At 40.3% G+C, this 12,485-nt stretch carries 12 protein-coding genes and 1 riboswitch; of the genes, 7 read left to right on the top strand and 5 right to left on the bottom strand.

Features of this window, described 5'->3' with window-relative positions:
• The first annotated feature begins 105 nt into the window (after nt 1–105).
• Nucleotides 106–981 (top strand): metal-dependent hydrolase, encoded by an 876-nt coding sequence (locus ACR42H_RS08030; protein WP_113883257.1) that lies wholly within the window; start codon nt 106–108, stop codon nt 979–981.
• Nucleotides 982–1,171: 190 nt separating this feature from the next.
• Nucleotides 1,172–2,389, top strand: coding sequence for a NupC/NupG family nucleoside CNT transporter (locus tag ACR42H_RS08025; RefSeq protein ID WP_436375457.1), 1,218 nt, complete (start codon nt 1,172–1,174; stop codon nt 2,387–2,389).
• Between the two features lie 51 nt (nt 2,390–2,440).
• Here the strand turns inward: ACR42H_RS08025 and treC are convergent, their stop codons facing one another.
• The 5 genes from treC to ACR42H_RS08000 all read right to left on the bottom strand — a co-directional run bounded on the left by treC (nt 2,441) and on the right by ACR42H_RS08000 (nt 8,807).
• A complete protein-coding gene (gene treC / locus ACR42H_RS08020; protein ID WP_113883259.1) occupies nt 2,441–4,126 on the bottom strand; it encodes an alpha,alpha-phosphotrehalase in 1,686 nt (561 codons plus the stop codon).
• Between the two features lie 215 nt (nt 4,127–4,341).
• The gene (locus tag ACR42H_RS08015; RefSeq protein ID WP_436375455.1) at nt 4,342–6,018 is read right to left on the bottom strand and encodes a glycoside hydrolase family 13 protein; all 1,677 of its coding nucleotides are present in this window, start codon (nt 6,016–6,018) and stop codon (nt 4,342–4,344) included.
• 88 nt (nt 6,019–6,106) lie between these two features.
• On the bottom strand, nt 6,107–7,513 hold the full coding sequence (gene treP, locus ACR42H_RS08010) for a PTS system trehalose-specific EIIBC component (protein ID WP_436375453.1): 1,407 nt from the start codon (nt 7,511–7,513) through the stop codon (nt 6,107–6,109).
• Nucleotides 7,514–7,796: 283 nt separating this feature from the next.
• Nucleotides 7,797–7,970, bottom strand: coding sequence for a twin-arginine translocase TatA/TatE family subunit (gene tatA / locus ACR42H_RS08005; protein ID WP_113883262.1), 174 nt, complete (start codon nt 7,968–7,970; stop codon nt 7,797–7,799).
• Nucleotides 7,971–8,093: 123 nt separating this feature from the next.
• Nucleotides 8,094–8,807 (bottom strand): NAD-dependent deacylase, encoded by a 714-nt coding sequence (locus ACR42H_RS08000; protein ID WP_436376876.1) that lies wholly within the window; start codon nt 8,805–8,807, stop codon nt 8,094–8,096.
• A 146-nt stretch (nt 8,808–8,953) separates the two neighbouring features.
• Between ACR42H_RS08000 and ACR42H_RS07995 the strand changes: the two genes are divergently transcribed.
• From ACR42H_RS07995 to ACR42H_RS07975, 5 genes are all read left to right on the top strand, one after another.
• On the top strand, nt 8,954–9,367 hold the full coding sequence (locus tag ACR42H_RS07995) for a YkvA family protein (protein ID WP_113883264.1): 414 nt from the start codon (nt 8,954–8,956) through the stop codon (nt 9,365–9,367).
• Between the two features lie 82 nt (nt 9,368–9,449).
• Nucleotides 9,450–9,558: riboswitch (TPP riboswitch) on the top strand.
• A gap of 109 nt (nt 9,559–9,667) precedes the next feature.
• Complete coding sequence (locus ACR42H_RS07990; RefSeq protein WP_436375450.1) at nt 9,668–10,672, top strand: ABC transporter substrate-binding protein; 1,005 nt, start codon at nt 9,668–9,670, stop codon at nt 10,670–10,672.
• A gap of 15 nt (nt 10,673–10,687) precedes the next feature.
• On the top strand, nt 10,688–10,981 hold the full coding sequence (locus tag ACR42H_RS07985; RefSeq protein ID WP_436375448.1) for a thiamine-binding protein: 294 nt from the start codon (nt 10,688–10,690) through the stop codon (nt 10,979–10,981).
• Complete coding sequence (locus ACR42H_RS07980) at nt 10,978–11,745, top strand: ABC transporter permease (RefSeq protein WP_436375446.1); 768 nt, start codon at nt 10,978–10,980, stop codon at nt 11,743–11,745. The genes ACR42H_RS07985 and ACR42H_RS07980 overlap by 4 nt, the downstream gene beginning before the upstream one ends.
• Nucleotides 11,742–12,476, top strand: coding sequence for an ABC transporter ATP-binding protein (locus ACR42H_RS07975; RefSeq protein ID WP_436375444.1), 735 nt, complete (start codon nt 11,742–11,744; stop codon nt 12,474–12,476). The genes ACR42H_RS07980 and ACR42H_RS07975 overlap by 4 nt, the downstream gene beginning before the upstream one ends.
• Nucleotides 12,477–12,485: the final 9 nt, after the last annotated feature.

Here is a 12,485-nt window from a genome sequence, read left to right as displayed (position 1 = left end):
TCTCTAAAGTAAAGTTTGCAATGCATTTTAAGATTGCATATTTCTTTTTATAAATCTTTTTCAGGCTTATAATAATGAAACTAAATATAAGAAAGGAGGTTAATGATGGATACAATTACACACACTTTATTCGGTTTGAGCCTTTACGGAGCAGTTGATAAAAAAGACATGGATAAGAATACGAAAAGAGCGTATTTGCTGACTGCTGTAGGTGCAAGCCAAATTCCGGATATTGATGTCATTTCCCGCTTATGGGACACAGAAGGACTTTATCAGATGTGGCACAGAGGCATTACCCATTCTATTTTCCTAACCCCTCTCTGGGCACTTTTATTTTTTCTGCTGTCCTTCCTGCTGTTCAAAGTTAAGGATAAGAAGCTTTTCCTGCTGGGATGGCTTTCCGTTTTCATACATAATACAAGTGATTTATTCAATGCTTGGGGCACTGGATATTTGGAGCCATTTTCAGATATCCGGGTTACCTTTGGCACCATTCCTATTGTTGATTTAGTATTTTGGATTATACTGGGGACAGCTTTTGTTTTTTCAAAAAGAAATAGACCTAAATCCCCCTACTACTTTAAAATGGCATGGTCTTTTTTGCTGATTCATGTGATAATCCAAAGCACACAGGGATTTATCATTTATAAGCAATATGATGATCACTATGATCAAGTGGCCCTGTCTGCAGACTTTATTCCATGGACCTTTTCCGTTATTACAAAAAAAGATGATGAAGTGACCATTTTCAATGATAATCTTTTCATTGAAAAGGAAGCCCAATACGTGCTTCAATCAAAGGAAACGGCTGATTTGGACAAATTGTTCTCTCAGCGCCCTGAAGCTAAAACACTTTATGAATGGTCCCCTTTTGTCGTTCTTGTTGATGATACAGACAGGCTTGGCCTTTATGACCCCCGTTTTTACAGAAACGGTCAGTCTTTTTTATTTGAATATATCGAGAAAAATACTGAAAGATGAGTCTGGTGCTCATCTTTTTTTCATTTCACCCCATTTATTTTACATGCATAGAATTTTCATGAATTTATTCCTTTTGCACATAATACAACTATTGAGCTTTACAAGCAGTGTTATTAGGGAATAGAAGTACTGCCTGAACACTCCCTAAAGATTTTTGCAGGGAAAAACTACATAGTTAAGAGGTGTAAACATGAATTTTATTTGGGGGATATTCGGTATTATTGTCATTTTAGGGATAGCTTTCCTGCTCTCAAGCAACAGAAGGGCGATTAGTTTAAGAACTGTTGCAGGAGGGCTTGCCATTCAGCTAATTTTTGCCTTTCTCGTTCTAAAATGGGAAGGCGGCAGAAAGGGATTGGAATGGCTCACAATGAAGGTAAACGATATTATCAATTACGCCAATCAGGGAATAAATTTTTTATTTGGCGGACTTTTTACAGATGAATCTGGAATTACCTTCGTTTTCGCACTGCAGGTTCTCCCTGTGGTAATCTTTTTCTCTTCATTAATATCCGTCTTATATTATTTAAGGATTATGCAGTTTTTCATTAAAATCCTCGGCGGAGGTCTGTCGAAGCTACTGGGGACCAGAAAAGCGGAATCAATGTCAGCAGCAGCAAATATATTTGTTGGTCAAACTGAGGCCCCTCTTGTTGTCCGCCCTTATATTGCCAATATGACAAAATCTGAGCTATTTACAGTTATGACAGGCGGGCTTGCTTCTGTGGCAGGATCTGTTTTGATTGGTTATTCCCTTCTGGGAGTGCCTCTAGAATACCTTTTGGCAGCAAGTTTTATGGCGGCACCTGCAGGTTTGATCCTGGCCAAAGTTATGCTGCCTGAAACGGAGGACAAAGAAGAGCCTAAAGAATTTGATATGGAAGTGGATAGCGATTCAGCTAATGTCATTGATGCAGCCGCAAAAGGAGCAAGCGTCGGATTAGAACTCGCTTTGAATATCGGTGCGATGCTGCTTGCCTTTATTGCTCTGGTTGCCTTAATTAACGGGCTTCTTGGATGGGCAGGAGGGTTATTTGGTTTAGAAGGCTTAACGCTCGAAACCATTCTCGGGTATGTTTTCTCTCCGCTCGCATTTGCTATAGGGGTTCCCTGGTCAGAAGCAGTGCAGGCAGGTAATTATATCGGCCAAAAATTAATTTTGAATGAGTTTGTTGCTTATTCTGCTTTTGCACCGGATATCCCAAATTTATCTGATAAAACTGTGGCAATCGTCAGCTTCGCTCTTTGCGGTTTTGCCAATATTTCTTCATTGGGCATTCTGCTTGGAGGGCTTGGAGGATTGGCGCCAAACCGAAGGCAGGACATTGCACGGCTTGGCCTGAAGGCAGTTGCTGCGGGTGCCTTAGCATCTATGTTAAGTGCTGCCATAGCTGGAATGCTATTTTAAAAAAATCATGTAAAAACTCCTCCCGCTGTTTACGGGAGGAGTTTTTCGTTCTTATTTTTTTAAATGATAGATAACGGATTCATACGGCCTTAAATTAATGGTCTGTGCTGCAGAAGGTGACTGATTGTAATTGGACAGTAAGATTTCACCCTTATATTCGTCAGCTTGAATATGTTCAGGGATGACAAATGATGTTTCTTTCCCATAAAAATTATTAACGACCAAAAGTTTTTCATTTTCACCATTTCGAAGATAAGCAAACACATCAGGATGATCCATAGAAATCAGTTCATATTCTCCAAACGTGATAATATCATATTGCTTGCGAAGCTCGATCAGCTTTTTATAATGATAAAAAATAGAATTCCCGTCCTTCAATGCATTTTCGGCATTTATTTCCCTGTAATTAGATGCAACATTAATCCATGGCGTTCCATCGGAGAAACCAGCATTTTCAGAACCATCCCACTGAACTGGCGTCCGGGAATTATCACGAGATTTGCTTTTGAGAATGTTTATAATTTCCTCTTCGTCCATTCCCTTTTCCTTAAGGATATTATAAACATTCAGTGATTCTACATCTCTGTAGTCTTCAATGCTTTCAAAGCCTGGGTTTGTCATGCCAAACTCCTCACCCTGATAAATATATGGGGTCCCCTGCATCATATGAATGGCTGTCGCTAGCATTTTAGCAGATTCACGATGATATTGTCTGTCATCACCATATCTTGATACAACACGGGGCTGATCATGATTGCACCAGAATAAAGCATTCCAGCCTCCGCCTTTGTACATTTCCGTCTGCCACTTGGATAAAATCTGCTTTAACGCCCCAAAATCAAATTCAGCAAGTGCCCATTTCTCCCCATTAGGGTAATCCACTTTTAAATGATGAAAGTTGAAAGTCATGCTCAACTCTTCCCTCTCAGGATTGGAATACTTTATACAATGATCAATGGAAGTGGAAGACATTTCGCCAACTGTCATACTATCGTATTTTGAAAAAACATGTTCATTCATTTCATGCATAAATTCGTGCACACGAGGTCCGTCTGTATAGAATCTTCTGCCGTCACCCGGAGGCACAGACCCGTCATCATCGGGATAATCCTGGTTTTTAGAAATCAGATTGATTACATCAAGTCTGAATCCATCTACACCTTTTTCAAACCAGTACTCCATCATGTCATACACTTTTTGGCGAAGCTCTTCATTTTCCCAATTTAGATCCGCCTGTGTGACATCAAATAGATGGAGATAGTATTGGCCGGTTGCTTCGTCATATTGCCATGCATTACCGCCAAATTTAGATTCCCAGTTCGTCGGTTCGCTTCCATCATCCTTAGGATCCTTCCAGATATAAAAATCTCGGTATGGATTGTCTTTTGATTTTTTAGCTTCCTGGAACCATTGATGTTCAGTGGAAGTATGGTTTACTACAATATCCATAATGATTTTAATATCCCGGTTATGTGCCTCTTCAAGAAGCTTATCAAAGTCTTCCATTGTTCCATACTCTTCATGAATGCTGAAATAATCACTAATGTCATATCCATTGTCACGCTGCGGAGATTTATAGATTGGTGTCAGCCAAACGACGTCGACACCCAACTCTTTTAAGTAATCAAGTTTGGCAATAATTCCAGGGATGTCTCCAAGCCCATTCCCTGTCGTATCGTTAAAGCTTTTCGGATAAATTTGGTATACTACTGATTTTTTCCACCACGGTTGTTTCATTATAATCACACCTGTTTTAGTTTTTTTGAAATTGAGTTTTTTTAAGCTGTTGGCTTATAAATGATGTATTATGCTTATTATTCTGCCCGTTGATTTCCGCTGCAGGCATTCACTTTCCGCTCCTATCCACACAGTGGTTAAATTTAGTTGGCTGACTATAAAATTTTAATACTATATTTAATCAGTGATCATGGTACTCATCAACATTTTATCTTTTAGCTGTTAAAAAGAAGGACCTGTGCTTCATAGGGGCGCAGCTTAATTATTCTGCTAACTTGTGTATCTTTATAATTCCCTATCAGCACCTCAAATTTCTTCTCCTGGATGTCAGCAGGGAGTTCGACTTCGGGGTTTCCTCCATAGAAGTTGCACAAAACAAGAAGAATCTGATTGCCCAATGTTCTTGTATAGGCGTACACCACACGATGGTTATCAAGTATTAGGTTATACTTGCCGTAAACAATAATTTCATTTTTCTTTCTGAGTTCAATAAGCTTTTTATAATAATGAAAAACAGAGTCAGGGTCATTCAAGGCCTTTTCCACATTAATGTTTTTATAGTTAGGATTTACTTTTATCCAGGGGATTCCATGCGAAAATCCTCCGTGATCGGAAGAATCCCACTGCATTGGTGTCCTGGCGTTATCACGTCCTTTGGCATAGATGCTTTCAAGGGTCTTTTCCTCTGTCCAGCCACCATTAAGAGCTTCTTTATAAAAATTTAGTGTTTCTATATCCCTGTATTCTTCAACACGTGAGAAACGGACATTCGTCATTCCAATTTCTTCGCCCTGATAAACATAAGGAGTTCCCTTCATCATATGAAGCAATGTTGCGAGCATCTTAGCCGACTTTTCCCTATACTCTCCGTCATTACCGAATCTTGAAACAGAGCGAGGCTGGTCATGGTTATTAAAATAAAGACTGTTCCAGCCAACTTCATCCAGCTCATTTTGCCATTTTGTCAGATTAGCTTTTAAGTCACGCAGATCAAGGGGTTTAAGATCCCACTTGCCACCCGGCCCGTTATCCAGGCTAACATGTTCAAATTGGAAGACCATATTTAACTCATTGCGTGATTCTCCTGTATATTGCCTGGCCAACTGAGGAGTTACACCAGGCATTTCACCAACAGTCATAACATCATACTTTGATAAGGCCTTTTCATTCATCTCCTTCAGGTATTCGTGAATTCTTGGACCGTTTCGATAATACCTGCTTCCTGAAGCATATTTCTTACCCGGCTTTGGTTCATCATCAGGAAGTCCCTCCTCTTTGGAGATAAAGTTAACCACATCCATTCTAAATCCATCAATGCCTTTTCCGAGCCACCAAGTCATCATGCTGTATATTTCATTTCTTAGTTCTGGATTATCCCAATTTAAATCTGGCTGTTTCTTTGAAAACAGATGCAAATAGTATTCTCCTGTATGATCATCAAATTCCCAGGCAGATCCGCCGAAATTACTTCCCCAGTTATTCGGCTCTTTTCCATTCCTTCCTTCGCGCCATATATAATAATCCCTGTATGGATTGTCTTTTGATTTCCTTGACTCTGCAAACCAGATATGTTCGTCCGAACTATGGTTCACCACCAGGTCCATAATGAGTTTAATCTCTCTCTTATGCAGCTCTCGGAGAAGTTCTTCCCAATCTTCCATTGTTCCAAACTCCATCATAATGTCCTGATAATCGCTGATATCATAGCCATTATCATCATTTGGCGATTTATAAACTGGCGAAAGCCAGACTACATCAATCCCAAGCTCCTTCAAATAATCCAGCTTGGAGATGATTCCCTGCAAATCTCCTACTCCATCTCCATTGCTATCCATGAAGCTCCGAGGATATATTTGGTAAACTACACTTTCTTTCCACCAATGCTTCTTCATATGTGGACCTCCTATATTTACATTTTTCTGCAATCCTCGGAAAAATGGAGATACCATGGAATTTTAGAACCCCATGGCATCAATCTTTCTATTCTGCTTTTTTAAATTTCGAGAAAGCTAAAGTCAATACAAAAGGTACGACAAGTGCAATACCCATTCCGATAAAGAAAGCACCCCAGTTTTCCGCAAAGATGGAGAAGAATGCAGGCAAGCCTCCTACTCCTATCGACGGTGCCTTAACTCCATTAATAGTGATGAAGATTCCTGCAATTGCTGACCCAATAATCGCTGCAAAGAACGGGTACTTAAAGCGAAGATTTACCCCAAACATAGCCGGTTCGGTTACTCCAAGCCACGCTGATACTGAAGAAGTAAGTGCAAGCCCTTTCAGCTTTTCGTTCCCTTTGCTTAACAGCATCATGGCAAAAGCCGCGGAACCCTGTGCAATATTAGACAGTGCAACCATCGGCCATAAAAACGTGCCGCCAATGCTCCCAATTAACTGCAGGTCAACTGCCAGGAAGGTATGATGCATACCAGTGATAACGAGAGGAGCATATAATCCTCCGTAAATCAAGCCTCCAAGGGCTGGAACAGCATCAAAGATTCCTACAACCCCATTTGTAATCCAGCTGCCGATCGTGAATGTAATCGGTCCAATGGCAATAAAAGAAAGAAATCCAGTGATCAGTAATGCAATCGGCGCGACAGTCAGAAGCTGAAAAGCATCAGGAATTCTTTTTCGCAGAAATACTTCTATCTTAGCCAATACGTATGAAGCAAATAATACAGGCAATACCTGTCCCTGGTAACCCACCTTTTCAATTTCAAGACCGAATAAATTCCACTTCGGAACTTCTCCTGCTGAACCATAGCCCCACGCATTTAAAAGATCCGGGTGCACTAGCATCAAACCTAGCACAATACCAAGAAGTGGACTTCCGCCAAACCGGTTCACAGCACTCCATCCAATCAAACCGGGAAGGAATACGAAAGCAGTATTGGCTATCAGGTTAATGATGCCAGCCAGATCAGCCCAGTTTGTATAAACTTCAACAAATGACTTATCATCGAAGAAAATATCCGGTGCTGTCATAATGTTGTTGATCCCCATCAGCAAACCAGCTGTTACAATAGCTGGGAGGATTGGAATAAATATATCTGCAAGAGTTTTAATGCCGCGCTGCAATGGATTTAAGTTTTCAGCAGCAGCACTTTTTGTATCTTCTTTTGACGATTCGCCAATTCCTGTTGCTTCTGTCATTTCTTTATACACTTTATCAACGAGGCCTTGTCCAATGACAACCTGGTATTGTCTATTTGTGGAAAAAGAACCTTTCACAATATCTATATTTTCGAGCTTTTCTTTATTGACTTTTCGTTCATCTTTTAAGGCAAAACGCAGCCGTGTTACACAATGAGTAGCCGCTGCGATATTATCCTTTCCCCCTATAGCTTCTACAATTTGCTCTGCTGACTCTTTATTTGTAGCCATTCTTCGCTCTCCTCCTGTTACCGTTTTCATATTAAAGAAAAAAACAGTTATAAGGTTCTTATTTATTGTTCTCGCCCTTAATACATCTATCTATTGACGCAAACCAACTTGTATATACATGAACTGTTTACGCTTTCATTCTATCTTGTATATACATGTTAGTCAACATTTTTTTCATTCACTATTTTATATACCCACTCAATCGCTTCAGAAGCCAGAAAATAAAAAAACCGGCTTCGAGACTAATTTGTCTGCAAAGCCGGTTCTAAACCTATTGAATCGGTTATTTCCTTTTATCATCGTCATCATCTTTTGTGAGTTCACGGGTAGATTTCTTAAATTCCTTTAAGGTCTCTCCGAAAGCTCTCCCTATTTCAGGAAGTTTCTTAGGACCAAAAATAATAAGAGCCAGAACCAGGATGAGAATTAAACCTGGAATACCGATGTTTGATAACATGCTGAACACTCCTTATTTATCATATCGCTTGAGGCAGTAATAATCATGTTCATTGTCCATTATAGTGGATTGGCTAAAAAAATCATAGCATGAGAGCTATTTTTATGAATTCTCGTTTTTTCACTATTTAAGTGCTTTATCAAGTTCTTCCAGCACTTCACCAATTTTGCGATTATGGATCACATCATCAGCATAGATATCGAAATCTGTAGGTTCCATATTAATAATCACTAGTTTTGCTCCGTTTTGTTTGGCTATGAGCGGAAATTGATTTGCCGGTGTTACAGTCAAGGATGATCCCAGAACAATAAAAAGTTCTGCCTTTTCTGTTTCATCTGCTGCGAAATCTAAAGCTCCCTCAGGTAGCATTTCCCCAAAAAGGACTACTGAAGGACGGAGTACACCACCGCAACTACATTGGAATTGTCCATGCAAATACCCCTCGCTCGGGAACTCTTTTTTACATTTCTGGCAATGGAGTGTCTGCAAATTCCCATGGAGCTCTAATAGATTCTTGCTCCCAGCCAGTCCATGAAAACCATCCACATTCTGGGTTATAATGCTCTTAATAATATCTCTCTTTTCCCAATCTGCTAGAATATAGTGTCCTTCATGGGGATTGCACTCCTTTAGCCCGATTACCCTGTGCCGATAAAATTCTATAAACTCGTTCACATTTTCATTTAGTGCGTCTGTACTGGCTATTTTTCCAGGATCTTTCACACTCCATAATCCATTATTGGCAGACCTGAAATCAGGCAGTCCGCTTTCCGTCGACATTCCTGCTCCAGTTAATATTACTGTATAATTTGATTCCTTCAGCCATTGCTCAAGCAAAGATATCAGCTCCCAATAAGGTTTTGTCACAGGTTAAATAGGACTTCCATTTATTTCTCCAAGTGAAATGTTTATGTCATGTTAGATATGCGGTAAATACTAGATTATAACCTTTTATGCGAATTATCAATATAGGAGTGATAGCTATGCCTAAAATAGAAACGACAGATTATAAGGACGGATATAAAAGATTTTCTTCCAGGGCCAAACGGTATGCAAACGACCCTGAAAAAACAAAAGGACTGCTAAGAAAGGCGACACTTAAAGCAGATAAAAACAAATCTTCATTAAGTGATATATGGGAAAAGTTTCAGCTTCTGACCGATTTAGTTAAGGCTTGGTCAAAAGGCGATTACCGGCACATCTCAAAAAAATCGATCATCTTTATTATTGCTTCCATCCTATACTTTGTGTCCCCTATCGACCTTGTTCCAGACTTTTTAATTGGGATGGGGATCTTGGATGATGCAGCAGTCCTTGGCTTCGCCGTAAGCCAAATTACAGGTGAACTTGAGAAATTCAAAACATGGAAAGACGGTCGGACTATTGAAATGAAATGAAATAAATATCATATGCTGTCGTTTTTGATATTATTTGCTATAATAATGATGGAAAGTATTCATGCCTGTAAAAATTAAATAGCAAGAAATGTAGGGGAACCGGTATGCCGGTTGAGACTTCATCCTTATGATGATGACCCTTTGAACCTGATCTGGCTAATACCGGCGTAGGGAACATATTCTTAAACATACTTCATGTTTTTTATATGCGTCCCGGTTTATGCCGGGGCGTTTTTATTTTTTCAGGGCAAACTATCATTGACTTTCCTTGTTACATAAAAGCTTATAGGAGGTTTCATTATGAAGAAATGGATTGCAGCTATCACTGCGCTGCTTATTCTTTCAGGATGTGCCGGCAATGGCCAGGATGCTCAGACTGGAAATGAAGATACAGACAGCAAACAAGAATTGAAAAAAGTTACTGTTGTACTGGATTGGACGCCCAATACCAATCACACTGGCTTATATGTCGCAAAGGACAAAGGCTATTTTAAAGAAGAAGGACTTGATGTTGAAATTATAATGCCAGGTGAAGCAGGTGCAGATCAATTGACTGCATCAGGCAAGGCGGATTTTGGTGTCAGCTATCAGGAAAGCATCACGGAAGCACGTGTACAGGGTGTTCCGCTTGTATCGATAGCAGCTGTTATTCAGCATAATACTTCCGGTTTTGCATCCCCTGCTGAAAAAAACATTAAATCGCCAAAGGATTTTGAAGGAAAAACCTATGGCGGCTGGGGAGCTCCTGTGGAAAAATCGGTAATAGACTCCCTAATGAAAAAAGAAAATGCTGATGTTGATAAGGTCTCCATTGTTAACATGGGGGATGCGGACTTCTTTACAGCTGTTAAAAGAGATATAGACTTCGCATGGATTTATTACGGATGGACAGGTGTAGAAGCAGAGCTTCGGGGGGAAAAGATTAATATGGTCTACCTTACCGACTACTCAGAAAAACTGGATTACTACACGCCTGTCCTGGCAACCAGTGAAAAAATGATTGCAGATAACCCGGATACCGTAAAAGCTTTTGTTAAAGCTGTATCCAGAGGTTATGAATTTGCAATCGAACAGCCTGGCCAAGCATCAGATATTTTAATCAAGAATGCTCCTGACCTGGACAGCGAACTGGTCAAAAAAAGCCAGGAATGGCTATCCTCCCGATATCAGGATGATGCTTCCAGATGGGGTGAACAAAAGCTTGCGGTCTGGGAAAACTATGCAGACTGGATGCATGAAAATGGTCTTTTAGATAAAGAATTAGATGCCGGCAAAGCATTTACAAACGACTTCCTGCCGGAATAAGGAGAGTCTAGAAATATGGCAAACGCACTTGTAAGCATTCAAATCATTCCAAAAACAAAAGATGGGGAAGATGTTATCCCTTACGTCGATGAAGCAATTAGTATTATTCAGCAATCCGGTGTCAAGTACGAAGTACACCCCCTCGAAACAACAATGGAAGGCGATTTAGAACATTTATTGAAAATCATTGCCGATATGAACAAAAAAATGATTGAAAAAGGAAGCCGAAATGTAATCTCACAGGTTAAGATTCTATATCAGCCGGACGGTATTGAAATGAGTGATTTAACGGAGAAATACCGCCCATGATAAATGTGTTAAGAAAAGGATGGAGGCCGGCTTCGGTTCTCCTCCTTTTATTCATTGCTTGGGAATTGGCGGTAAATCTGGCAGAAGTCCCTGCATGGCTCCTGCCCCCGCCGACAGATATTGTTCAGGAAGCGATTTCGGGCTGGGAGGGCTTCCGTTTTCATCTTCAATCGACAGTCATGCTTTCTTTATTAGGATTTGCCATTGGCACCGGCATAGGATTACTCACAGCTGTTACACTGCATTTATTGCCTTTTATAAGGGAGTCGGTTTACCCTCTCCTTATACTTTCACAAAATGTGCCTATAATTGTTCTGGCCCCTTTGCTGGTTGTTTGGTTTGGTTTCGGCCTGCTTCCAAAGCTGATTGTCATCACACTGGTTTGCTTCTTCCCCATTACTGTTGCAGCATTAGATGGCTTTCGTCAAACCCCTGATGAATTTAAGCATTATATGCTGATGGCAGGGGCCAGCAAAGGACAGCTGTTTTGGAAGCTGGAGCTTCCCTATTCCCTTCCTTCTTTATTTTCAGGGCTAAAAATCTCCGCAACCTATAGTGTGATGGGGGCTGTAATATCCGAATGGCTCGGAGCTAAAGCTGGAATAGGAGTTTATATGACTTTGGCCTCTTCTTCATTTCGGACAGACCGTGTTTTCGTTGCCATTTTTGCGATTATGCTGTTAAGCTTGCTGTTTTTTGGAGGCATATTACTGGTTGAACGTTTGCTTATTAAATGGAAGTCCCGGGAGAGTGCCAGGAAATGATACAATTATCTGTTGAACATTTAACAAAAATTTTTGATACAAATCAGGTTTTAAATAATTTGAGTTTCCATGTAAATGTTGGGGAGTTTGTTTCGATTTTAGGTCCATCAGGGAGCGGAAAGAGCACTATTTTTAATCTGATTGGCGGCATGCTCCTGCCTGACGAAGGCAGCATAATACTTGGTGGTGAGAAGATTGACGGAAAACGCGGTTCAATCAGCTATATGCCTCAGACACCTTCCCTTTTGCCATGGAGAACCATTCTCCAAAACGTTCTGCTTGGCCAGGAACTAAAAGGAGAAACCGACTCTGAAACCGCCAGAAAAATGCTTCAAAAAGCAGGCCTCGGCGACTATGAAAATGCTTATCCTCATGAATTATCAGGGGGCATGAAGCAAAGGGCAGCCTTTATCCGGGCACTATTGAGCCCTCAGCCAATCATTTTACTGGATGAACCTTTTTCAGCATTGGATGAGCTTACCCGCCTTGAAATGCAAAAATGGCTGCTCGATATTTGGAGTGAGCATAAACCGACGATTCTGTTTGTAACTCACAATATAGAAGAAGCTATTTACCTCTCTGATCGAATTTTAATACTGAGCAGCAAACCTGCTAAAGTAATTCAAGAATATAATGTACCCTTTAACAGGCCAAGAATGGAGGAGCTTTTTCTCGATGAAAATTTCCTCGCCTGCAAAAGAAACATTCATCATGCGCTGAAGAATCAATAGGAGGCAACA

It is taken from the genome of Cytobacillus sp. BC1816, from assembly GCF_051353635.1.
Taxonomy (GTDB): Bacteria; Bacillota; Bacilli; order Bacillales; family Cytobacillaceae; genus Cytobacillus; species Cytobacillus oceanisediminis_C.
Note: the sequence above shows the minus strand (reverse complement) of the source record. Positions and strands in the feature narration are given on the sequence as shown.

Bases quoted from the DNA above. Each gene is read 5' to 3' on its own strand.
- ACR42H_RS08015 (WP_436375455.1), bottom strand. From the start codon at position 6,018: ATGAAGAAGCATTGGTGGAAAGAAAGTGTAGTTTACCAAATATATCCT.
- ACR42H_RS08030 (WP_113883257.1), top strand. From the start codon at position 106: ATGGATACAATTACACACACTTTATTCGGTTTGAGCCTTTACGGAGCA.
- ACR42H_RS07990 (WP_436375450.1), top strand. From the start codon at position 9,668: ATGAAGAAATGGATTGCAGCTATCACTGCGCTGCTTATTCTTTCAGGA.
- tatA (WP_113883262.1), bottom strand. From the start codon at position 7,970: ATGTTATCAAACATCGGTATTCCAGGTTTAATTCTCATCCTGGTTCTG.
- ACR42H_RS07995 (WP_113883264.1), top strand. From the start codon at position 8,954: ATGCCTAAAATAGAAACGACAGATTATAAGGACGGATATAAAAGATTT.
- ACR42H_RS07980 (WP_436375446.1), top strand. From the start codon at position 10,978: ATGATAAATGTGTTAAGAAAAGGATGGAGGCCGGCTTCGGTTCTCCTC.
- treP (WP_436375453.1), bottom strand. From the start codon at position 7,513: ATGGCTACAAATAAAGAGTCAGCAGAGCAAATTGTAGAAGCTATAGGG.
- treC (WP_113883259.1), bottom strand. From the start codon at position 4,126: ATGAAACAACCGTGGTGGAAAAAATCAGTAGTATACCAAATTTATCCG.
- ACR42H_RS07985 (WP_436375448.1), top strand. From the start codon at position 10,688: ATGGCAAACGCACTTGTAAGCATTCAAATCATTCCAAAAACAAAAGAT.
- ACR42H_RS07975 (WP_436375444.1), top strand. From the start codon at position 11,742: ATGATACAATTATCTGTTGAACATTTAACAAAAATTTTTGATACAAAT.
- ACR42H_RS08025 (WP_436375457.1), top strand. From the start codon at position 1,172: ATGAATTTTATTTGGGGGATATTCGGTATTATTGTCATTTTAGGGATA.